The 22,995-nt window shown below is 63.2% G+C and carries 19 protein-coding genes; 8 read left to right on the plus strand and 11 right to left on the minus strand.

From position 1 onward, the window contains the following. From CKO42_RS13275 to def, 8 genes are all read right to left on the minus strand, one after another. On the minus strand, nucleotides 1-499 hold a 499-nt coding region (locus CKO42_RS13275; protein WP_274608917.1), incomplete at its 3' end, for a potassium transporter TrkG. 80 nt (nucleotides 500-579) lie between these two features. Further along, entirely contained in the window at nucleotides 580-1,956 is a 1,377-nt protein-coding gene (trkA, locus tag CKO42_RS13280; RefSeq protein ID WP_200244752.1) for a Trk system potassium transporter TrkA, read from the minus strand. 277 nt (nucleotides 1,957-2,233) lie between these two features. Next, nucleotides 2,234-3,601 (minus strand): sigma-54-dependent transcriptional regulator, encoded by a 1,368-nt coding sequence (locus tag CKO42_RS13285; RefSeq protein WP_200244754.1) that lies wholly within the window; start codon nucleotides 3,599-3,601, stop codon nucleotides 2,234-2,236. Further along, a complete protein-coding gene (locus CKO42_RS13290; protein WP_200244756.1) occupies nucleotides 3,598-5,802 on the minus strand; it encodes a sensor histidine kinase in 2,205 nt (734 codons plus the stop codon). The genes CKO42_RS13285 and CKO42_RS13290 overlap by 4 nt, the downstream gene beginning before the upstream one ends. Nucleotides 5,803-5,804: 2 nt before the next feature. Beyond that, the gene (locus CKO42_RS13295; RefSeq protein ID WP_200244758.1) at nucleotides 5,805-6,377 is read right to left on the minus strand and encodes a DUF4390 domain-containing protein; all 573 of its coding nucleotides are present in this window, start codon (nucleotides 6,375-6,377) and stop codon (nucleotides 5,805-5,807) included. 56 nt (nucleotides 6,378-6,433) lie between these two features. After that, on the minus strand, nucleotides 6,434-7,834 hold the full coding sequence (gene rsmB, locus CKO42_RS13300; RefSeq protein WP_200244760.1) for a 16S rRNA (cytosine(967)-C(5))-methyltransferase RsmB: 1,401 nt from the start codon (nucleotides 7,832-7,834) through the stop codon (nucleotides 6,434-6,436). Beyond that, nucleotides 7,815-8,765 (minus strand): methionyl-tRNA formyltransferase, encoded by a 951-nt coding sequence (fmt, locus tag CKO42_RS13305; RefSeq protein ID WP_200244762.1) that lies wholly within the window; start codon nucleotides 8,763-8,765, stop codon nucleotides 7,815-7,817. Before fmt ends, rsmB begins: the two co-directional genes overlap by 20 nt. Nucleotides 8,766-8,832: 67 nt before the next feature. Next, nucleotides 8,833-9,372, minus strand: coding sequence for a peptide deformylase (gene def, locus CKO42_RS13310; RefSeq protein ID WP_200244764.1), 540 nt, complete (start codon nucleotides 9,370-9,372; stop codon nucleotides 8,833-8,835). 225 nt (nucleotides 9,373-9,597) lie between these two features. On the opposite strand from def, the gene CKO42_RS13315 reads away from it, so the two are divergent. From CKO42_RS13315 to tsaC, 5 genes are all read left to right on the plus strand, one after another. Continuing rightward, entirely contained in the window at nucleotides 9,598-10,806 is a 1,209-nt protein-coding gene (locus CKO42_RS13315) for a LysM peptidoglycan-binding domain-containing protein (protein WP_200244768.1), read from the plus strand. A gap of 3 nt (nucleotides 10,807-10,809) precedes the next feature. Further along, nucleotides 10,810-12,060: a DNA-processing protein DprA gene (gene dprA, locus CKO42_RS13320; protein WP_200244774.1), complete on the plus strand. Its 1,251-nt coding sequence runs from the start codon at nucleotides 10,810-10,812 to the stop codon at nucleotides 12,058-12,060. A 65-nt stretch (nucleotides 12,061-12,125) separates the two neighbouring features. Further along, the gene (locus CKO42_RS13325; protein WP_200244776.1) at nucleotides 12,126-12,602 is read left to right on the plus strand and encodes a Smg family protein; all 477 of its coding nucleotides are present in this window, start codon (nucleotides 12,126-12,128) and stop codon (nucleotides 12,600-12,602) included. A gap of 157 nt (nucleotides 12,603-12,759) precedes the next feature. After that, a complete protein-coding gene (gene topA, locus CKO42_RS13330) occupies nucleotides 12,760-15,111 on the plus strand; it encodes a type I DNA topoisomerase (protein WP_200244778.1) in 2,352 nt (783 codons plus the stop codon). Nucleotides 15,112-15,265: 154 nt separating this feature from the next. Continuing rightward, nucleotides 15,266-15,847, plus strand: a complete 582-nt coding sequence (gene tsaC / locus CKO42_RS13335) for an L-threonylcarbamoyladenylate synthase type 1 TsaC (RefSeq protein WP_200244782.1) — start codon at nucleotides 15,266-15,268, stop codon at nucleotides 15,845-15,847. Here the strand turns inward: tsaC and CKO42_RS13340 are convergent. Both CKO42_RS13340 and CKO42_RS13345 read right to left on the minus strand, forming a co-directional pair. Further along, nucleotides 15,807-17,477, minus strand: coding sequence for a sensor domain-containing diguanylate cyclase (locus CKO42_RS13340; protein WP_200244784.1), 1,671 nt, complete (start codon nucleotides 17,475-17,477; stop codon nucleotides 15,807-15,809). The genes tsaC and CKO42_RS13340 overlap by 41 nt on opposite strands. A gap of 21 nt (nucleotides 17,478-17,498) precedes the next feature. Beyond that, entirely contained in the window at nucleotides 17,499-18,308 is an 810-nt protein-coding gene (locus CKO42_RS13345; RefSeq protein WP_200244786.1) for a hypothetical protein, read from the minus strand. Nucleotides 18,309-18,436: 128 nt separating this feature from the next. On the opposite strand from CKO42_RS13345, the gene CKO42_RS13350 reads away from it, so the two are divergent. Beyond that, nucleotides 18,437-19,483, plus strand: coding sequence for a cyclopropane-fatty-acyl-phospholipid synthase family protein (locus CKO42_RS13350; RefSeq protein ID WP_200244787.1), 1,047 nt, complete (start codon nucleotides 18,437-18,439; stop codon nucleotides 19,481-19,483). A gap of 97 nt (nucleotides 19,484-19,580) precedes the next feature. After that, nucleotides 19,581-20,192 (plus strand): hypothetical protein, encoded by a 612-nt coding sequence (locus CKO42_RS13355; protein WP_200244788.1) that lies wholly within the window; start codon nucleotides 19,581-19,583, stop codon nucleotides 20,190-20,192. Here CKO42_RS13355 and CKO42_RS13360 read toward each other — a convergent pair. Continuing rightward, nucleotides 20,189-22,147 carry an SLC13 family permease gene (locus tag CKO42_RS13360; protein WP_200244789.1) on the minus strand — a complete coding sequence of 653 codons (1,959 nt, stop codon included), beginning with the start codon at nucleotides 22,145-22,147 and terminating at the stop codon, nucleotides 20,189-20,191. The genes CKO42_RS13355 and CKO42_RS13360 overlap by 4 nt on opposite strands. Before the next feature lie 435 nt (nucleotides 22,148-22,582). Here CKO42_RS13360 and CKO42_RS13365 point away from each other — a divergent pair, with 435 nt between their 5' ends. Further along, nucleotides 22,583-22,990: a globin domain-containing protein gene (locus tag CKO42_RS13365; protein ID WP_200244790.1), complete on the plus strand. Its 408-nt coding sequence runs from the start codon at nucleotides 22,583-22,585 to the stop codon at nucleotides 22,988-22,990. Nucleotides 22,991-22,995 lie beyond the last annotated feature (5 nt).

Consider the following 22,995-nt stretch of genomic DNA (forward strand, 5'->3'; position numbering starts at 1 on the left):
CGACGCCGGAGGTCTCGGCCCGATAGAGCTGCATGCCACCGACACCGAGCAGCGGTAGGATTGCGACCGCGAGCACGATCACGCCCATGCCCCCAAGCCATTGGATCTGCTGGCGATGGTAGAGGATCGACTGCGGCAAGCGGTCGATGCCTTCGATCACCGTCGCCCCAGTGGTGGTGAATCCAGAGATGGATTCGAACACCGCATCGGTGACGCCCCAATCCAGGCCGAGGATGAACGGCAGCGCGCCCAGCATACCAAGCACCGCCCAGAACAGGGTGACGATCAAGAAGCCATCGCGCACCGAGAGCTGTTCACGCTCCCGCAGGTTTGGCAGCCAGAGAACCAGACCCGCGCTCGCGGTCAGCGCCAGGGACAGCGCAAAGGCCGGCCACTGTTCGTCGGCGTACCAGAATGAGACCAGGATAGAGGGTAAAAAGCTGATGCTATAGAGCAGCAACAAGATACCGAACAGGCGCACGATAGCTCGCCAGTGCATGCGGGGATCGTCTCCTTGGACCTTGAGTCAACGGGCAATGCGTTTTGAGCCGTGTCTGCGCGGGTGCTCGTATCACACCGCTAGAAAAAGGTGACGCCGACCTGAAACAACTTTTCAACCTCGGGCACTCGCAAGCGGTCCTGGAGGAACAGGATCACATGATCCTCGGACTCGATGACGGTATCGTGATGCGCGATCAAGACCTGATCGCCGCGCACGATGGCGCCGATGCTGGCACCCTTGGGCAGGTTGATGGCGTCGATCGCCCGTCCGACCACCTTCGATGAGCTCTTGTCACCATGGGCGATGGCCTCGATCGCTTCGGCGGCGCCGCGGCGCAGCGAGTGCACCATCACCACATCGCCGCGGCGTACATGCTTGAGCAGGGTCCCGATGGTGGCTTGCTGCGGTGAGATGGCGACATCGATCGGGCCGCTTTGTACCAGGTCTACATAGGCTGAGCGGTTGATCAACGCCATCGCCTTGCGCGCGCCAAGCCGCTTCGCCAACATCGCCGAAAGGATATTGGCCTCGTCGTCATTGGTCACCGCACAGAAGACATCGGTGTCCTCGATGTTCTCCTCCAGCAGCAGTTCCTCATCGGCGGCGTCGCCGTGCAGCACGATGGTGCGCTCCAGCGACTCCGCGATCTGCTTGCAGCGTTCGAGATTGCTCTCGATGACCTTGACCCGGTAGTCATGCTCGGTGACCCGCGCGAGGCGGGTGCCGATATTGCCACCGCCAGCGAAGATCAGCCGCTTATAGGGCTTATCGAGTCGCCGCAGCTCGCCCATGACCGAGCGAATGTGCTTCGGCGCGGCGACGAAGAAGACCTCGTCATCGGCCTCGATGACGGTATCGCCCTCGGGTTGAATGGCCCGATCCTGGCGGTAGATCGCCGCTACCCGCGCATCGATATGCGGCATGTGGTCGTAGAGGGCGCGCAGTTCTTGGCCGACTAATGGGCCGCCGTAATAGGCGCGCACCGCCACCAGCCGCACCCGACCATTGGCGAAATCCGTGACCTGCAAGGCGCCAGGGGTCTGGATCAGGCGCAGGGTGTAGTCGGTTACCAGCTGCTCAGGGCTGATGGTGACGTCGACGTGGAAGGCATCGCCGCCGAACAGCGCCTCATGGTGATCGAGAAATCCCTGCGCGCGCACGCGAGCGATCTTGGTCGGCGTATGAAACAGCGTGTAGGCGACCTGGCAGGCGACCATATTGGTCTCGTCGCTATTCGTCACCGCGATGATCATCTCGGCATCCTCGCCGCCAGCGCGCAGGAGCACGTCGGGCTGGGCGCCATGCCCCTGGAGTGTGCGCAGGTCAAAGCGGTCGGCAAGCTCGCGCAGGCGCCGCGCGTCGGTATCGACCACGGTAATGTCGTTGGCCTCGTTGACCAGGTTCGCGGCCACCGAGGTGCCCACCTGGCCAGCGCCAAGGATGATGATCTTCATGGCGATTGGTTACCGTGAAACAGGCGCTTCATCGTTCGGGGTGGCGACGCGCCATGTACGTTAGCGGCTAGACGCGGATCGCTGGTGATCCACGGGCGACGCTTAAGGCGATTTCTGTCAAAGCTCACACCGCCTTGCTTGGCTTTTCGCTCGCCTTCTGCGTCGCGTCGCCGGTCAGATAGCCCGGCTATGCTTCCGACGACGCTCGTTGAAAGCAAAGGAAAATCTTGTGCAATCCGGTACGAGCTTTTCCGGCAATCGCCTAAGGCGACGTTGGTCACCTGCGCTCCTTGATCTCGATGCCGAGCGAGCGGAGTTTGCGATAGAGATGCGTGCGCTCCATGCCGGCCTCCTTCGCCATCTTGCTGACGTTGCCGGCATGCTTGCCGAGCTGGTATTCGAGATAGGCCTTCTCGAACTGCTCGCGCGCCTGTCTGAGCGGCTGATCGAATGAGACCAGGCCCTCGAGCGGTTGACTCGGCGCCGGCGGGCTCGAGCCGAGCGCGGTCTCGACCTCGTTTTGGGTGATCTCGTCGCCGGCGCCGAGGATCAGCACGCGTTGCACCAGGTTCTTCAGCTCACGCACATTGCCCGGCCAGCCGTAGTTGCGCAGGAAGTTCTGCGCGCCGACGCTGAAGCGCCGATAGGGCAGCTTCTCGTGCGTGGCGAAGTAGTCGACGTAGTAGTTGAGCAGATCCGGGATGTCTTCGGCATGCTCGCGCAGCGGCGGGATATGCAGCGGCACTACGTTCAGGTGATAGAACAGGTCTTCGCGGAAGTGGCCGGCGCGCACCTCTTCTTTCAGGTCGCGCTGGGTTGCGGCGACGATGCGCACATCGATCGACACGGGTTCGCTGCCGCCAACGCGGATGAAGGAGCCGGTATCGAGCGCACCGAGTAGCTGGCCTTGGGCCTCAAGGTCCATATCGGCGACCTCATCGAGGAGCAGGGTGCCACCAGCCGCCTGCTCGAGGCTGCCGTAGTGCACCTGGTTATTCTCCTCGCTGCCGAACAGCTCGCGGGCGGCATTGCCGCGCGCGATCGCGGACACGCCGAGGTCGACGAACGGGCGCTCCTTGCGTGCGCTCTGGGTGTGCAGATAATGGGCGAAGGTCTCGCGCCCGGTACCGGCCTCGCCGGTGATCAACACCCAGGTGTCGTGCTGGGCGATACGCTTGACCTGCTCGCGCAGCCGTTGCATCGCCGCTGAGCGTCCGGCAGGCTCGAGCACAAGCGCTGGCCGTCGCCGCAGGCCGACATTCTCGCGCACCAGCTTATCGGCCTCGAGCGCGCGCTCGACCGTGAGCAGCAGCTTCGCCATCGACAACGGCTTCTCGAGGAAATCGTAGGCCCCGAGCCGGGTGGCCTCGACCGCGGTCTCGACGTTGCCATGACCAGACATCATGATCACCGGGCAGGGTAGGCCCTGGTTCTCAGACCATTCCTTCAGCAGCGTGATGCCGTCGAGGTCGGGCATCCAGATGTCGAGCAGCATGAGATCGGGGCGCCGGTCGCGCAGTGCGTGTCGCGCGGCTTCGCCATTCTCGGCACCTGCGACCTCATAGCCTTCGTCCTCGAGGATGTCCTGAACGGTCTCGCGGATGTCCGGCTCGTCGTCGACGACCAGGATGTGGATTGCGCTCATGATGTTCCTGCTTGAGGCATGCTGGGGGTTCGGGAGGCGGTGCTGATCGGCAATCGCGCGGTGAACCGGGCGCCGGATTCGATATTATCGGCCCGAATGATACCGCCGTGCTCCTCGATTATCTTCTTCACGATAGAAAGTCCGAGTCCAGTGCCCTTGGCTTTTGAGGTGACATAGGGGTCGAACAGGCGTCCGATGAAGTTTGGGTCGATACCATTGCCGTTGTCTTCGACCCGCAGTTCGACAGATGGGGTGTCTTCTTCGTCGACCCGTCGCGTGGCAACCAGGATACGAGGATTTTCGCGCTCCTCAAGGGCTTCGATCGCATTCTTGACCAGATTGTGGATCACCTGGCGCAGCCGTTTCGAATCGCCGCGGATCATCGCGTCGCCGGCCTCGAGCTGTCTGCTCATACTGACCGGTCCCGCCCGATAAAGCTCCATCACCTCGTTCACGAGCTTATCTAGAAGGAACGGCTCCTGCTGCATCTCGGGGGTGCGCGCGTAGCTGGCGAAGTCATTGACCATCGCCTTCATCGCCTCGACCTGCTGCACGATGGTGTGCGTCGAGCGGTCAACCACCTTCGCATCCGCCTCTGGGAGTTTGCGCAGCAGCTTGTGTCGCAAGCGCTCGGCCGAGAGTTGGATGGGTGTGAGTGGGTTCTTGATCTCGTGTGCAAGCCGGCGTGCGACCTCGCCCCAGGCCGCATCGCGCTGCGCGCGGATCAAGGTCGTGATGTCGTCGAAGACTAGCACGTGATCGGCATTTGGCTCGGCGTCTTCGGCGCTGCCGGACAGGGTCACCGGCAGTGGGCTGCCGCGGCACATGAGTACCTGGCGGCCGTCGGCGCCGAACAGGGTGACCTCTTCGCGCCAATCGCGGCCGCTGCCGATCCTGCGGCCGACGATCTCGCACCAGTGCGCGAGTCGTGGATATTGGGTTGCCAAGGCGGCTAGTGGCATCGGTGTGTCGTCGTCGAGATCGATCGCCAGTATCTGGCGCGCCGCGGCATTACTGGTGCGCAGCGTGTTGTGCTCATCGAAGGCGATGACCCCTGATGAGAGTCGGCTCAGCAAGGTCTCGAGATAAGCCCGTTGTGACTCGACTGCCTGCTGGCTCTGCTCGGCCTCGTCGCGCGCTTGGGCGATACGCCGCGTCATGGCGTTGAAGGAGGCGACTAGGAAGGCGAGTTCGTCGTCATGGCGTGGCAGCGGGAGTTGCTGCTCATAGTCGCCGTCGGCAATGGCGCGGGTGCCGTGGGCGATGTCGGCGATCGGGTCAGAGAGCGCCCGGGCGGTCCGGAATGCGATCAGCAAGGCCGCCATGAAACTGAACACCAGCACCAGCGAGAGCGTGATCGAGAAGCTGAACTTGAGCGATTGGCGCAGGAACGACAGCTCCGTATAACGGTTGTAGGCGCTCTCGAGACGCGAGGCGAGCTCGGTGATGCGCGCCGAGGTCGGGAAGATCGCTTGCAGCAATAAGGGGCGCGCGCTGGGATCGCGCACCAGCACCCGCACCACCAGCTCCCCGCTGGGGCCAGGCTCCAGGCTCACATAGTTGATGCCACCGCGCACATGTTGCATGACCTCTCGCTCTGGCTGGTTAGGTACCAGCTGCAAGGGGTCATCGCTCGCCGTCGCCAGGACTTGGCCGCTGCGATCGAAGAGGGTTAGCTCCAGCGCGCCTGCCTGGCGGCGCAGGGTGCCCAAGGTCAGCGTGAGCGCGGTCGCGGAGCGGTCCTGGATGCCGTTGAGCAGCTGGGCGCTGTACTTCATGAGGATGCGCTGATTGAGGTCGAGTGAGGCCTGGTTGAGGGTCAAGGCATCTTCCATGGCAGTATCGATCTCGACATCGAACCAGCTATCGATACCCCGCATCAGGAAGGTCAGCGAGTAGTAATAGACCACGCCCACCGGCAGCAGCGAGATCAGCGCGAACATCGCCAGCAGCCGCGCGGCGAGACGCGAGCCCGCGGCCTGGCGACGCAACGCCCGCACCAGACGCACCGAGTTGACACTGACCAGCAGCGCGAGTGCGAGCAGGCCGAGCAGCACCAAGACCAGCAACGGGACGAACACACGGCTCAACGCCTCGGAGTTCTGTACCGCGTTGGTCATCAGGTGGAGGGCCACCATCAGGATGACCAGGAGCAACCCGACGGCGATGGCGCCGGGCTGCAGCAGCTGTCGTTTCAGCATGCTCAAGGTTGCAGCGGCCACTTTTTCAGCGGCCACTTGGTCCAGCCCGTGCTCTGCTTCCAGCCGGAGCGCAGATAGGCCATCGGACGCAGCGGCAGCGGGAGCTCTTCGATGTCGAGCGAAGCCCGCAGGTGCAGCTCGTAGGCTTGCTGTGGATCGAGCCGCTTCTCACTGATCAGATAGAGGTCGTCGAGGTCGCCGAGGGCGGCGATGGCAGCCTGTCGGGTGACGAAGGTGCGCCCCCCTTCTTCGCCGGGGAGACGCGAGACAAGGTAGCGTTCGGACAGCGGCTTGTAGCGGATGCGATAGTGAAGGCGCTGATCGACGAGACTTTCATCCCAGATCCAGGCACCCTGCTCGCGGACCTGTAGGTGGACCAGGATGGTCAGCGGAACACCGTTTTCGAGCGCCTCCAGCGCCCGCTCGCTAAAGCCATAGTCGATCTCGGCCGAGAGCAGGATGCTGCCGTCGACGCTGCGGGTGTTGGCATCGATGACGCTGAAATCGTCTGCTGCGAGTGCGGCCTGGCTCAGCGCCAAGGTCAAGGCTAGGGTCAACGCAAGGGGCAACACCATCCTGAGCGGCACCCAGCTGAGGGTCCTAGTGAGCCAGCGCGGAGGTCGGACCAAGGTCATCGCTTGAGCAAGAGTGCGAAGTAGAAGCCATCCGGACCGGCCTCGCTTGGCAGCAGCTGACGGCCGTGGGTGCGCGCAATGCCTAAGGTTGCCGGCAGCGGCAGCTCGCTTGCGTCCTTGTGGCGCGCCAAGAATGCGGCGATCTGTGCCTCGTTCTCGTCCGGCAGTAACGAGCAGGTCAGGTAGAGCAGTCGTCCGCCAGGCGCCAGCAAGGTCCAGAGCGCCTCGAGCATCCTGGCCTGGACCTGGGCGAGCGGTGCGATGTCCTGGTCGAGGCGCAGGCGCTTGATATCAGGATGTCGGCGCATCACGCCGGTCGCCGAGCAAGGCGCGTCGAGCAAGATGCGTTGATAGGGGCCGTCGGCCCAGGCTGGCGCGGGCTGGGTTGCATCACCGACCATCATCCGTGCTTGCAAGCCAAGGCGATGCAGATTGACATGAACCGAAGCCATCCGTTCGTCACTGATGTCGATCGCGGTCAGTGCGATCTGGCCTTGAGCCTGCTCGATCAGGTGTGCGGTCTTGCCGCCCGGCGCCGCGCAGGCGTCGAGGATGCGCTCACCCGGCTGTGGCGCGAGCAGTGGCGCGGCCCATTGTGCGCCAGCATCTTGCACTGAGACCAAGCCGTCACCAAAGCCGGGCAGGCTGTCCGCAGGAACCGGCTGCAGCAGCCGCAGGGTTTGCGGCTGATCGGGTAAGGGCTCGGCTTCGATGCTCGCCGCCGCAAGCTGTGCGGCATAGTCATCTGTGCGGATGCGCTGGCGGTTGACGCGCAGGAACATGGGCGCTCGGCCATTGCTGGCGGCGACCAGTGCTTCCCAGTGCTCGGGCCAGGCAGCACGCAGGCGGCGCAGGAGCCAGGTTGGCATCAACCAGCGTGCCGACTCGTTCCGCTCTGCCTGCTCCAGCAGCTCCGCGCGCTCGCGTTGGAAGCGCCGCAGGCTCGCATTGATGAGCCCGACTGCGCGCGGGCGCTCTAGAAGCCGTGTGGCGGCAACCGTTGCCGAGACCGCTGCATGATCCGGGATGCGCAAGGCGATGAGCTGGTACAGGCCGATCATCAGCAGCGAGCCGAGGATGCGATCGTTCGGTTTCAGCGGTCGCTGGAGGAGCTGATCGGTGATCGCCTCTAAGCGCGGCAAGAGCCGGACGGCGCCGAACGCAAGCTCGCTGAGCAGGGCCCGGTCTCTTGCATCCGCTGGTGGGCTGGCGGCGAGCGCATCGGTCAACGAGCGGCCGTCGGCGCGGACTGCATGCAACACCCTGGCTGCCTGCGCGCGAACTGCTGCACCGGTTTGCTCAGACGCCGTCCGCCCAGGGGCCGTGCGCTCAGACGCCGTGCGCTGAGACGCTGTCCGCTCAGAGGCTATCTTGGGTTTAGACAAAGACGGTCCCATCGACCTGCCGGGCGTGCGCGAAGTCGGCCGCGCTGATCGGTCGCTTGCCTGGAGCTTGCAGGCGCTGAATACGCAGCTTGCCATCGCCGGTTGCGACATCGATGCCCTCGGCGCTGCTGCTCAGTACGGTGCCGGGTCGGGCTTCGTCGGCATGGTTGCCGCTAGCGTCGTCGAGCGGACAGGCCTCCCAGATGCGCAAGGTCTCATCGTTGTATCGGGTTTGCGCGACCGGCCAGGGATCGAACGCGCGGATCTGCCGGTCGATCTCAATCGCCGAGCGCTGCCAGTCGATGGTCGATTCCTGCTTCTCGAGCTTGCTCGCATAGGTCGCTCGTTCCGGGTCTTGCGGCTCGGGCGTCAGGACGCCCTCACAGATCGCCGGCAGGCTGTCGAGCAAAAGCTTGGCGCCGATCGCCGCGAGCCGATCGTGCAGGCTGCCGCCGGTCTCCCGTGGACCGATGCGAGTGCGCTGCGTGGCATAGACCGGCCCGGTGTCGAGCCCTATCTCCATCTGCATCAGGCTGATGCCGGTTTGCTCGTCGCCTGCAGCGATGGCGCGCTGAATCGGCGCCGCGCCGCGCCAGCGCGGCAACAACGAGGCATGGATGTTGATGCAGCCTAGCCTCGGGCAGTCGAGTACTGCGGGCGGAAGGATCAGCCCATAGGCGGCGACCACCATCAGGTCCGGGGCCAGTGTCTCGAGCTGCTCGAGTGCTTCTGGACGCTTCAGTGTGGTCGGCTGGAAGACCGGGATGTCGGCGTCGAGCGCGGTCTGCTTCACCGGGCCTGGCGTGATCTTCCGGCCGCGACCAGCCGGGCGATCGGGCTGCGTATAGACGGCCACCACCGGCCAGTCGGCTGCGATTAGGGCGCTCAGTGCCGGCACCGCGAAGGTGGGGGTACCGGCGAAGAGGATGCGCGGGCGGTCCATCAATCACTCCGTAACGGTTCGAGGGTCGTCACGCTGAGTGCCGGCTCCAGCTGGGGACCGGTCGGCATCAGATGACTTTTCGCTGAGTCGCGGTGCCGGCGCCGGCCTGCGGTGTGCGCTGCTCTTTCTCAAGCTTCTTGCGGATGCGTTGACGCTTCAGCGAGGAGATATGGTCGACGAACAACCGACCATCGAGGTGATCGATCTCGTGCTGGATGCAGACCGCGAGCAGACCGTCGGTCTCGAGCTCGAACGGCTCACCGTCGCGGTCGAGCGCGCGCACGCGCACGCGCTCAGCCCGCTTGACGGTCTCGAAGAAGCCGGGCACTGAGAGACAACCCTCGTCCATCTCCTCGTCGCCCTCGCGCTCGATCAGCTCAGGGTTGATCAGGCACAATGGCTGCGAGCGGTCGTCGGACACATCGATCACGATCACGCGCTGAGGCACATTGACCTGGATCGCCGCGAGACCGATGCCGGGCGCGGCGTACATGGTCTCGAGCATGTCGTCGACCAATTGGCGCGTGTTGTCATCGACCTGTGCGACAGGTTCGGCGGTTCGACGCAGACGGGCGTCGGGAAAGGTCAAGATATCGAGTAAAGCCATAGTGGTTCTGGGTAAGTTCGGCTGGCCAAGCGCCGGGTCGAGCGGCTGGCCAAGCGTTGGGCCAAGCCGAGCATAAAACGTCTAAATAACGTTGCGATGATACCCTATTGTGCAAGAGGCCCGTTCGGCTTGCCAGTCTGTGCTCGAACGCAGACGCTTGCCGTTCGCGCGGTGGTCATAATTGGGTTGCGGCTGGGTGTGCCGTTTGGAGGTCAGATGGGCTCGATGGTTACGCACGAATCCTACCGAGGCCGAACCTGGTGCTGCGTCTTTTTGGGCCTCATCAGCTTAGTCGCATGGCCTGGGCTGCTGACGGCGCAAGTGGCGCTGCAGCCGAATGCGCCTGATGTTTACACCGTTCGTGCGGGGGACACCCTGTGGGGGATCGCGGGTCGATTCCTGCGCGACCCTTGGCGTTGGCCTGAGGTTTGGGAGGGCAATCCAGAGGTCTCTGATCCAAACCGCATCTTTCCCGGCGAGCGGCTTGTGCTCGATACGAGCAATGCCCAAGCACCGCGCGTGCGCGCCGCGGCCAGTGGCCTGCGTGTGGTCAAGCTCTCGCCGCGGGTCAGGGTGAGCGAGCTGGATGCCGCGATTCCAACCATCCCGATCGGTACCGTCGCGCCCTTCTTGTCGCGACCCTGGGTCACCGACTCGCGTGAGCTCGATGACGCCCCGTATGTGGTCGGCTTTCCGCGCGAGCGCATCCTTGTCGGTAGCGGCGATCGGATCTTCGTGCGGCGGATCATGGCGGCGAGCAATGCCGGCTTCGAGATCCTGCGCCCGGGCGAGGCGCTACGCGATTCAGTGACCAACGAGCTCCTCGGCTATGAGGCGATCTATGTCGCGGAGGCTGAATTAGAGCGCACGGGTGATCCTGCGACACTCCTGATCACCAGCTCGACGATGCAGGTGCAGCAGGGCGACCGCGTGCGTCCATCGCGAGACGAGACGGCGATTCGCAGCTTTCTGCCGCGTCCAGCGCCAGTCGGGCTGGAAGGTCACATCATCTCGGTGATGGATGGCGTCTCGCAGATCGGTCAGTTCGACGTCGTCGTGCTCGATCGCGGTGCGCGTGATGGCGTCGAGGTTGGGCAAGTGTTTGGCGTCTATCGCGGCGGCACAGAGGCCCGTGATCAGGTAATCGGCCATCGCAATGAGTGGAATTGGCGTAACGAGAGCCCGCTGGACAGCGCATTTTGGCTGGGTGAATGGCAGATAACCGGCTGGGAGCGAGACCGACCAGATCCCAACGCGCCGCTGCCTTTGCATCGCAAGGCTGAGCGATTGTCAGAGACCTACATCGTCCCGGACTCGCGCTCAGGCATCCTGATGGTGTTTCGGGTCTTTCCGCGTGTCAGCTTCGCCTTGGTGATGCGGGCGAATCAGGCGATGCACGTCGGCGAGATGATTGCGTCGCCGGACGGGCGTTGACCCATGGCCGATATCGAAGAAGCGGAGCTGATCGCTTGGCTGACACTGCTGCAGGCGCCGCGTCTGGGCTCACAGCGCATCACCAAGCTACTTGCTGCCTTTGGCTGTGCTCAGGCCGCCTGTTCGGCGCCGACCTCTACCCTGCGCTCGCTCGGGCTCAGCGAGCCGATGCTCGAGGTCATCCGCGCGCCAGACCAGGCCGCGATTGCTGCCGCACTGCGCTGGTCTGAGCATGCTCAGGCGACGATTCTGACCCTCTCCGATCCGCGCTATCCAGCGCGCCTCAGCGCGATCTCGTCACCACCGCCGTTACTCTTCGTGCGTGGCGATCTGGCGTTGCTGCAGGAGCCGCAGCTCGCCATCGTCGGCAGCCGCAACCCGACGCCCGGAGGCGTGCAGACCACACGCGCCTTTGCTGCGCATCTGGCCGGGCTCGGTCTGGTCATCACCAGCGGCATGGCCTTGGGTGTCGATGCCGCGGCGCATGTAGGCGCACTCGAGAGCGGGCGCACCATCGCGGTGCTTGGGACAGGCCCAGACCGAGTCTACCCCGCCGTGCATCGAGAGCTGGCGCGTCGGATCAGCGCCGAGGGTGCGCTGGTCACCGAATTCCCTCCCGGCGTTGGACCACAATCCAGTCATTTCCCGCGTCGTAACCGGACTATCAGTGGCTTGAGTCTGGGCACCTTGGTGACCGAGGCAGCGCCACGCAGCGGCTCGCTGATCACCGCCCGCTATGCGGCAGAGCAAGGCCGTGAGGTGTTCGCGATTCCAGGCTCGATCCATAACCCGCTGGCGCGAGGCTGTCATCAGCTCATCCGTGAAGGTGCGAAATTGATCGACAGCGCTGATCAGCTGCTCGAGGAGCTCGCGCCACAATTGGTGAGCTACTTGGCGATGCCTGCATCAGAGGCGGTAACGGCGCGAGCCGCCACCCAGCCGAGGACGCCGCAAACGGGTCGATCACTGATGGCAGCGTCGTCGCAAACAGGTGTTGGAACAGGCGCTCAAACAGGTGCTGGAACAGGCGCTGGAACATACGCTCAAACAGGCGCTATGGCCGGCGAGAATGGGCTCGACGCGGACTATCGGCACCTGCTCGAGGCGATGGGGGCGGATCCCGTGGCCATGGATGAGCTGGTTTCTCGCACCGGGCTGTCGGCGCAAGAGGTGTCGTCGATGTTGTTGCTCCTCGAGCTGCAGGGCCATGTATCATGCCTCGCAGGCGGTCGGTACTGCCGTCATCTCGGCTAGCGGGGCGTCGTCGATAGACGACTGCCGGGCGTGCCGAGGCTTGTCACGACATCCGAGGATTTTGAATGCACGACAACATGGTCGATGTCTTGATCTACCTATTCGAAAATTACATGACCGGCGAAGCGATGCCGCCGGAGGATCACGGCGAACTCGAGGACGAGCTGACCCGGGCCGGCTTCACCAGCAACGAGGTCGCGCAGGCGCTGACCTGGCTCGATGATCTGGCCCGGCGCATGGAGCACAGTGATTACCGGCCGCGTGACCTCGGCGCAATGCGCATCTATACCGATGCGGAGGCGACCAAGCTCGATCTCGACGCCCGCGGTCTGCTGCTCTTCTTGGAGCAAAACGGGATTCTCGATCCGCTCAGTCGTGAGCTGGTGATCGATCGCGCCTTGGCCATCGAGCAGGCCTTCGTGTCGACCGATGAGCTCAAGTGGGTGGTGCTGCTGGTGCTGATGAACCGCCCTGGGCAAGAGGACGCGTTCACTCAGATGGAAGAGCTGATCTATGGCGATGAGCCCGCTTATCTACACTAGCGTAGCAAAGGGCCAAACGGTTGTTGGTGCTGTGCTGCCGAAGCGGCTTCTCGTTTGCCGTAGCTTGACCAGCGCGCTTCTCTTTGTGACGTCGGCCTTGACGTAACGGTCGCCGATCGTATCTCCTAGCGCTCCATTTGAGCGCATTGGCAAGACTATGAACCTCGTCGTCGTCGAGTCGCCGGCCAAGGCGAAGACCATCAAGAAGTATCTGGGACCGGACTTCGAGGTCGTGGCCTCCTATGGCCACGTCCGTGATCTGGTGCCCAAAGAGGGCGCGGTCGATCCAGATCACGGCTTCGAGATGAAGTACCAGATCATCGAGCGCAACGAGAAGCACGTCCAAGCGATCTCGAAACTGCTCAAGACCGCCGACGCGCTCTATCTCGCGACTGACCCTGATCGTGAGGGTGAGGCGATCTCCTGGCATCTGTACGAGCTGCTGCGCAAGCGGCGCCAGATCGGGCAGCGTCCGGTGTATCGGGTGGTCTTCAACGAGATCACCAAGCGTGCCGTCCAAGATGCTGTTGCCAACCCGCGCGAGTTGTCCTATCACCTGGTCAACGCCCAGCAGGCGCGCCGGGCGTTGGATTATCTGGTCGGCTTCAATCTATCCCCGCTGCTGTGGAAGAAGGTCCGTCGCGGACTCTCGGCCGGGCGCGTGCAGAGCCCAGCCCTGCGTCTGATCGTCGAGCGCGAGCAGGAGATCGAGGCATTCAAGAGCCGCGAGTACTGGAGCGTCGAGGCCGATGCCGCCGAGCAGGGCAAGGCCTTTAGCGCCAAGCTGGCCGAGTACGCGGGCGAGAAGGTCGAGCAGTTCAGTATCACTGATGAGACCCGCGCTCGAGAGGTCGAGCGTACATTACTTGCCGCGGCCAATGGCAAGCTCAGCGTCGACAAGGTCGAGCGCAAGCAGCGCAAGCGGCATCCAGCGCCACCGTTCATCACCTCAACGCTACAGCAGGAGGCGGCGCGCAAACTGGGCTTCACTACCCAGCGCACCATGCGCACCGCCCAACAGCTCTATGAAGGGATCGACATCGGCAGTGGTGCTGTGGGCCTGATCACCTACATGCGAACCGACTCGGTTAATCTGTCTCAAGATGCGCTGGGCGAGCTGCGCGAGTTCATTGCCGAGCGTTATGGTGCCGACCACTTACCACCCCAGGCGCGGCTGTTCAAGACCAAGTCGAAGAACGCGCAAGAGGCGCATGAGGCGATCCGGCCCACCTCGGTTGGTTATCAGCCGGAGCAGATCAAGGCGCATCTGACCAATGATCAGGCGCGACTCTACGAGCTGATCTGGAAGCGCACCGTCGCCTGCCAGATGGCCCATGCGCTGCTGAATCTGGTCTCGATCGATCTTGGCTGCGGCGAAGGCAATCGGTTCCGCGCGACCGGCTCGACTATTGCCGAGCCGGGCTTCATGCGCGTCTATCTCGAAGGCCGCGACGACATCAGCAGCGCTGATGACGACGAGGAGCGGATGCTGCCTGATCTCGAGCAGGGTCAGACGGTCGACCTGGTCGCCATCCGCCCCGAACAGCACTTCACCGAGCCGCCACCGCGCTACTCCGAGGCCTCGCTGGTGAAGATGCTGGAAGAGCTCGGCATCGGTCGGCCTTCAACCTATGCGTCGATCATCTCGACCCTGCAAGATCGTGAATACGTCGAACTCGACAAGAAACGCTTCACGCCGACCGACGTCGGGCGCATCGTCAACAAGTTCCTGACCGAGCATTTCACCTCTTACGTCGACTATGACTTCACCGCTCGACTCGAAGACGAGCTGGATGCGGTGTCACGTGGCGAGGAAGAATGGGTACCGTTGCTGGAGCAGTTCTGGAAGCCGTTCAAGGACCAAGTCGATTATACCCAGGAGCACGTCCAGCGCAGCGATGTCACCCAGGAGGCGATCGACGAGGAATGCCCTAAGTGCGGTGGGCAGCTCGCCAAGCGTCTCGGCCGCAATGGCTTCTTCATCGGTTGCTCGAAGTATCCCGAGTGCGACTACACCCGCGACCTGAATGCCGATAAAGGGGCCAGCGATGAGCCCGAGATCGTCGAGGGCAAGACCTGCCCAGAGTGTGATTCGCCACTGGCGGTCAAGCGCGGCCGCTATGGTAAGTTCATCGGTTGTACCGGCTATCCCAAGTGCCGTTATATCGAGCCGCTCGAGAAGCCCGAGGACACCGGCGTTGAATGCCCGAAATGCAAGGCTGGGACATTACAAAAGAAGAAGTCGCGGCGCGGCAAGATCTTCTATTCCTGCTCGACCTACCCAAAGTGCGACTACGCGGTCTGGAACGAACCGATCGCCGAGCCCTGCCCGAACTGCGGCTGGCCGGTGTTGACCATCAAGGTCACCAAGTCCAAGGGAGCGCAGAAGGTCTGTCCGCAGAAGGAGTGTGGCTATATGGCGCCTGTGGACGAGGATGGCGGATCGGATGGGCCGGATGCCGATGCGGCGAGCGCCCGCAGCAAGCCGGCGCCCGAGCCGGTCGCTTGATGCCGCTGATGCTGTCGTAATGCCACATCTGCTCCATGTACTCCTTATGTCCCATGCGCTCGGTAGCCTGCATCCATCCAGTTAGGGACGAGCAGTCGATGCAATTGGCTAATGGAATGAGCGCAGGGCGCGATAGTTGTCGCGGCAAATCAGCATGAGAACCATCGGCACCTCGCCGTTTGGGCTGCGGCTCGCGGCCCAGGCGATCGCCGCTGGCGAAATCCTCGCCTACCCCACCGAGGCAGTCTATGGGCTGGGCTGCGATCCGCTAGACGCCCAGGCGGTGCGGCGCATCCTCGCGATCAAGCGTCGCCCCGAGCACAAGGGTCTGATCCTGATCGCCGCTGATCTCGATGCCCTCTGGCCGTTCATCCTGCCGCTGGCGCCGGCGCGGATGGCGGAGATCGATGCCTCCTGGCCGGGTCCGAACACCTGGCTACTGCCGGCGCGACCTGATACGCCGACCTGGCTCACCGGTGCGCACGAGACCATCGCGGTGCGCATCCCCGGTCATCCCATCGCCCGTGCTCTGTGCGCGGCTTGGGCCGCTTATGGCGGCGGGGCACTGGTCTCGACCAGCGCCAATATCGCCGCTCGGCCGCCGGCGCGCACCGCGCTCGAGGTTCGCCACCGCTTACCCAGCGGCCCGGATCTGCTGCTCAATGCCCCTTGCGGCGGCAGTGACCGCCCGTCGGTCATTCGTGATGCTCGCAGCGGGACGGTGCTGCGCGGCTGAGCGGCTCTGGCGTCGGCGTGCGACAGACGCGATTCTTGCCCTCGCGCTTGGCCTGATAGAGCGCCTTGTCAGCACGCGCGATGCTGTCGCTGATGTTCTGATCCAGGCTCGAGACGACGGTGAGGCCGATGCTCAGGGTAAATTGAACGGGGCTAACGGCTTGGCTGTTCGCGACCTGCTGGCGGATCTTCTCGGCCACCTGCTCGGCATCCTCGAGCCCAGTATTGGGGAGCATCAGGACGAACTCCTCGCCGCCGAAACGCACGATCAGATCGCTCTGTCGAATCTGCTGCCGGATCAGGTCGACGAGCACGGCGATCACCCGGTCGCCCATATCATGGCCAAAGCGATCGTTGATGGGCTTGAAGTCATCGATGTCCATCATCGCGATGGCGATATCGCGGCCCTCGCGCTTGGCCAGGGCCACGAGGCTGGTTGCCGCCTCATCGAGGTAACGGCGATTGAAGGCCCCGGTCAGTGGGTCGGTGTGTGCGATCCTCGCCAGTTCCTGGTTGGCCTGTCTCAGGGCCGCTTCACTGCGCTTGATCTCGGTGAGATCGATGGCGGAGGTGATGCGCGTCGGTTTGCCATCGATGAGGGCGTTCTGGCCTTTGACCAGCATCGGGAATTGGCTGCCATCGCGTTTTCTGCCGATCGCCTCGTAGGGCTCGGCATCCTGGCGGGCGATCTTCTCGCGCACGATCGCCATCGATTCGGGGGCAACAAAGTCAAGCGCATGCAGGCCCTGCGCTTGCGCGAGCGAGCTGAAGCCGAACAGCTCGAGGCCTGCCTTGTTGAGATCGACACAGTGCTCCTGATCGAAGATGCCGATCGACTCAAGCGCATTCTGGAACAGATAACGGAACTTCTCGGTCGACGCCTGCAGCGCCCGTGTGCGTTGCTCGACCTTGTGCTCGAGGCTTTGATTGAGCTCGGCGATGGTCCGGTAGCTGTGCTGGAGGTTGTCCTGCATGTCATTGATGGCGCGGGCGATGAAGTCCAGCTCATCGTGGGTGCCGGGGGCGCGCTGCATCTGTAGGCGCTGCTCGGAGCCGAGATCGATCTGCCTGGCGTAGGTCCCAATCCGGTACAGGTGTCGGGTCACCATCCAGTGGAAGGCCAAGAGGATGACGATCGAAACGATCAAGGTCTTGATGCCCTGAGTCACCAGAATGATCAGGCCGCGCTGGAAGAGGTTGTTGTAGACCCGCTCGAGGCTGGCGACGATGACCAGACGGCCGGGCTGGACGCTGCGGCCAAAGTCGGTGGTGGACAGCGCGATCTCCTTACGGATGAAGCCCTTGTCTTGAGGGGTGCCGCGCGCCGCGATCAATTCGCCGTCCTCGCCGCGAATCTCGGCATAGACGATATCGGGAAAATGTAGGATGCCCTCGAGCTGGCTGTTGAACTGTTTGCGGTCGAAGTTCCAGACACAGAGCGCGACGGAATCGCTGTAGCTGCCCTGGATCTGGTTCAGGCGTTGCTCGATGAGCTCGACGTCGCTGCGATACTCGACATAGAGCTGGAGCGCGACCGCCAGTAAGGTGATCAGCGAGCTGGTCACCAGGATCGTGATCAGCAGGCGCAGCGCCAGTGGAGAGCGGCGGCGTGAGAGGAAGAAGGAGAGCATCGGAGTCGTCGCTCGCTGGGGTCAGTCCAGGCGTGACAGATCCTCGAGATCGGGGAGATAAGGATCGCCATACTCGCGCAAAAAGTAGCTGCTATAGGGACGCGCAACCCGCGCGAGGCTGCCCTTGCGGATCATGCGGCCGATGACCTCGCACAGCATCGCATCGGTCTGGGCGCCTTCGGCCGTGTTCGGCAGGATGAATTTGGAGCCGAAGATCCGGAAGTTCTGGCGCGCGATGTTGGTCAAGCCGGCCTCGCGGATCATCAGATCGATCTCCCGTGAAGCGAATACCAGACCGTCGATGCGCTTGGCGCTGAGTTTCTCGACGCTGCAGGGCAGGCAGGTCGTGCCTTGTATTGGGATCTCGAAGAAGCTTCTGTGTCCCGCGTCGGTCTCGATGCGATAGTCATCGAGCCGGGTCAGATCCAGTGGTGGACGGTCGCGATGGCGATAGAGGGCGAAGTGGCTCTTGGTCAGGCTGCAGGTCGAGCGTCGCAGCCCGCGTGCTCGCAGCTGCTCCTCGTAGGGGCCAGCCTCGGGGCCCCAGTCGGCGCTGCCGACAATGGGAAAGTGCAGGTCGGCCAAGCCCTGTGCGACATTGTGGATCGAGCGCTCGAAGGGATAGACCTCGATGATCAGGCGTCCTGCCTGGTATTCCTCGTCCATCGCCTTGATCACATCGATGAGGATGCCGCGGTCTTTGGTTTCGGCATAGAGGGGCAGCTGGCCGACGTTGAGCCGATAGTCCCGAGCGAGTCCAGTGGTTGGACAGGCGAGCAGCCAGGTGATCAGGCTGCAGATGACCAGCAGGCGTGTTGGTGGCCTCCTCATCTCGCTCTTCTCACGACAATGATTTGTGTACGTAGATTTGTGTGCGTGCGACCGATCCCTGATTGTAAACAAACGCCCGCGCCAATACCTGACTGTTTATGCTGAAATCGTCGACACCGGAGTCATGAATGCCGATCTCTGAGACCCTGATCATCTCCCTAGTGGAGCGCGGCATCGTGCCCGATCCGATCATCCGCGCTGGCATTCGTCAGCGCCTGCGCAAGACCCTGGCCGAGCTGCCGATGCATGATTGTGAGCGCGCCGCTGAGCACAAGGAGGCCTTTATCACGATGATGGACTTGTCCCCGGTCGCGGCGGTGCCGGAGCGTGCCAACGAGCAGCACTACGAGGTGCCGGCCGAGTTCTTCGCGACGGTGTTGGGTCCGCGGCGCAAGTACAGCAGTTGTTGGTGGCCGGATGGGGTCAACAGCCTGGCCGAGGCCGAGGAGGCGTCACTGGCCGAGACCGCGCGCCGCGCTGGCATCGGCAGCAACATGGCGGTGCTGGAACTGGGCTGCGGCTGGGGCTCGTTCAGTCTCTGGGCTGCTGAGCAGTTCTCATCGAGCCAGTTCACCGCAGTCTCCAACTCCAGCTCGCAGCGCGCCTACATCGAAGGCGAGGCCAAGCGGCGCGGGATCGAGAATCTCACTGTCATCACCGCCGATATGAATGCCTTCGCGATCGATCAGTCGTTCGATCGCATCGTCTCGCTGGAGATGTTCGAGCACATGCGCAATTGGCGCACCCTGTTCGGTCGCGTGCACGACTGGCTCAAGCCTGGCGGGCGCTTCTTCATGCACGTGTTCTGCCATCGCGACCATCCCTATCCCTACGAGGACACCGGGCCGGACGACTGGATGAGCCACTACTTCTTCGCCGGCGGCATCATGCCAAGTGATGATCTGCCCTTGCACTTCCAGCAACAGCTGCAGCTGGTCGATCGCTGGCGCTGGGATGGACGTCATTATGAGAAGACGCTCAACGCCTGGCTGGCGCAGATGGATGCTGCGCGGGCTGAGGTCTGGCCGATCCTGGAGGCCACCTATGGCAAGGATCAGGTCGGCATCTGGTGGATGCGCTGGCGGCTGTTCTTCATGGCCTGTGCCGAGCTGTTTGGGCTTCACAATGGGCAGGAATGGTACGTCGGGCACTACCTGTTCGAGCGCCCAGCCTAAGGGTGAGTGCTCGATTCTTGCGGGTGATCTGGGTCAGCTGGCCATGTTGACGACTGCGCGCCGAAAATTCCCGTGCAGGAGCCAAGGACGGTTGCATGTGAAGACGCTCACGGGCTGCTCCGCGAAGGCTGCGTTACTTTGGCTGCGGCGGCCAGCGCTAGCCCTGGCGCAGCTCTGCGTCACTGCGCTTGCCGTTTCGCTCGCCACTGCGCTTGCCGCTTCGCTCGCCGGTTGCTCGGCGAGTCGCGCTCCGGTGGATCTCAACCTAGTCTTCGTCGAGGTGACGCCGATGGACTATGCGCGCATCCTCTGTCAGCTCGAGCCGATGGCCGAGCGCCATACCTGCATGACCTCGGTGGTTGGCCACTATCGCGAGCATCGAAACCGGGACATTGCGCCAATGGAAGCCATCGATGGCCCCTTCGTCGCCTTCATCGATAAGCAGCGCTACCGCGGCAGCTATGTCTCGAATCCCTTCGCCGCCGCCTTCTCAGTGAGCAACGGCAAGGCGATCTGTCGCGGGCGCTATAACGCCTTTGCGGGAGATGCAGAAGCCGTCTTTCGTCTCCGCTGCGATGACGGCCGGGAAGGGCGAGCGCAGATCGTGCTCGATCAGACCGGGCGCAATGGCATCGGCAAGCTCTGGATGGCGAGCGGCTCAACCGGTGACATCGTCTTCGGTTACGCCGCTGTTGGTGGTGCCTTTTAGAACACCAGGTTTAGCATCAGCAGTGAGACCACGAGGAATAGCACCGTCATGATGCCGCCGGCGCGCAAATAGTCCGGCACCCGATAACCGCCTGGGCCCATGATCAGGGCGTTGACCTGATGGGTCGGGATCAGGAACGAGTTCGAGGTGGCGATGCCGACCGTCAGCGCGAACACCGCCGGATTGGCGCCAGCGCCAAGCGCCATGTTGACCGCTAACGGCACCAGCAGCACGGTCGCGCCGACGTTCGACATCACCAGGGTGAAGAAGGTGGCCAAGATTGCGAGTGCCGCTTGGATCACCCAGATCGGCACGTCGCCGAGCGCCACCAGTGTCTCCTGCGCGATCCAGGCCGCGGTGCCCGAGGTCTCGACTGCGAGGCCCAGCGGAATCAGCGATGCGAGCAGGAACACCGTCTTCCAGCTCACCGCCTCATAGGCCTCGTCGATCGATAGCACCCCGCTCAGGATCATGCCGACCGCTCCGGTCAGCAGCGCGACTGAGAGCATCAGGTCAGTGAATAAAACCAGCCCGAGGGTGATCGCGAAGAACAGCAAGGCGATCGGTAGCTTGTGCGGACGTAGTTCCTCGTGCGGGTACTCGGTGGTGACGATGACGAAGTCGCGGTTGGTCTCGAGTCGGGCCAGATCCGTCCAGGCTGTGTGCACGACGAGGGTGTCGCCGGGCTTGAATGGCATATCGCGCACGCCGCCGGTGGCATAGGTGAGGGTCTCGTCACCGCGCCGTATGGCCAACAGCGAGAGGCCATAGACCTTGCGCATATAGACATCGCGTGCCGACTTGCCGAGCAACGCCGAGCCCGGCGGGATGACGATCTCGGCGATACCGGCCTTGGTCGCGGAGAGGGCCTCGGCGAAGGTCTCAAGCTCGGGGCGGGGCTCGATCTGGGTCTCGGCGAGGAAGGCCTTGAAACGCTCCTCAGTGGCCAGGATGCCGAGCAGCGTGCCTTTCTCGATACCGAGACTACGATCGACCCCAGAGGCGCCGAGGCGCACGCCGTCGCCCTTGTCGACGGCGACGATACGCAGGTTCCAGCGTCGCTCGATCTGATCGACACTGAGCCCGGCAACGAGGTTGTCGGCGGGAACCCGCGCCTCCTGAACGCTGAAGTCGCTGACGCCATAGGTCTCGGCGTAATAATCCATCGGGTCGCGAGCCTGCAGCAGCTTGTCGGTGCCGCGGGCAGGGAGCACGAAGCGACCGGCGAGCACGAAGTAGAGGATGCCGGTTGCCACCAGCGCCAGGCCGATTGGCGTCACCGAGAACAGGCCGAAGGTCTGCATCTGCTGTTCTGGTGGTAGCCCTTGATTAGTGGTCTTGATGAGGTCGTTGAGCAGGATCAGCGGACTTGACCCGACCATGGTGATGGTGCCACCGAGGATGGCGCAAAAGCCCATTGGCATCAGCAGCCGTGACATCGGTAAACCGGTGCGGGCCGAGATGCGGCTGACGACTGGCAGGAAGAGGGCGGCAGCGCCGACATTCTGCATGAACGAGGAGATCACGCCGACGGTGCTCGAGACCAAGGGGATGATGCGTGCCTCAGTGCTGCCACCGATGCGCATGATGAAGCTTGCGACCCGCGTCATCAGGCCGGTCTTGTCCAGCGCGGCACCGATAATCATCACCGCGATGATCGAGATCACCGCGTTCGAGGCAAAGCCGTCGAAGAGATTGGCCAAGGGCACCAGACCGGTTTCCAGCCCCATCAACGGCGCGGCGAGTGTGGTCAGCCCGAGCAGCACCATCACGCTGACCGCGGCCACGTCGACCGGGACCACCTCGAACGCGAACAGGAAGACCGTGAGTACCAAGACCGCCATCACCCAGGCGATCTCGATTGACGGCACCTGCCCCGCGAGCCAGATCGCGAAGACCGCCAGCACAGCGCCGGCGAGGTCGGTCATGCTGATCCTAGGTAGGAGTTTGCCCATGTCATCATTCTCCGAAGGTTCGCTCTGGCGATCAGACCGATCGACCTTGATGCTGATCAGCCTGTGCGACGGGGGTGAGGTTGAAAATCCGTCAATGCTACTCAAACCCGCCACGGCTCGCTTGATGGATTGCAGCTCGCGCGAGGCTAACGCGACGAAAAGCTCGGGGATATGCTGAAACTGGGCTCGGCTCGACGGCGGGTGGCAGCGCCGACAACCGCAAGCGCGTGCTGGCGGGCTCCAAAAACCGCACGCGCAAGATCACGAGCTCCGATCACCGCGAGCGTCAGATCGCGAACGCCAAACCGGTCGTTTGCCCGTCCGCTGCGCGCCGTCATTTTCAGCCCTTGTATCGCGTTGAAGCCCAGCTCAGCCTGGCCTAGTATCAGAGTAAGGCGCGCCCGGTGCGCGCCAAGCAGCTTTGGTGGACTATCCATGCATCCTGATACGGCCTCGCGCGTTCGGCAATCCTGGGCACTGATCCTGCCGCAGCGAAAAACCGTGTGCCGCGACTTCTACCAGCGCTTATTCGACCGTTATCCCGAACTCCGACCGTTATTCAAGGGCGAGATCGGCGAGCAGGCCGACCTCTTCGTCACCATGATCAACACCGTGATCAGTGCACTCGAACATCCCGAGCGGGTGCGGCCCTTGATTGAGATCCTTGGGGTGCGCCATGCCGACTACGGTGTGCGCCCCGAGGATTATGCGAAGTTTGAGAAGACCTTGCTCGATACCCTCAAGGAGACGCTAGGCGATGAGCTGGATGCCGAGGGGCTGGCTGCTTGGCGCGAGGTGTTCGAAACGCTCTCGCAGACGATGCAAGCTGGCGCCGCGCATTGAGCCTG

The organism is Lamprobacter modestohalophilus, from assembly GCF_016583905.1.
Lineage (GTDB): Bacteria > Pseudomonadota > Gammaproteobacteria > Chromatiales > Chromatiaceae > Lamprobacter > Lamprobacter modestohalophilus.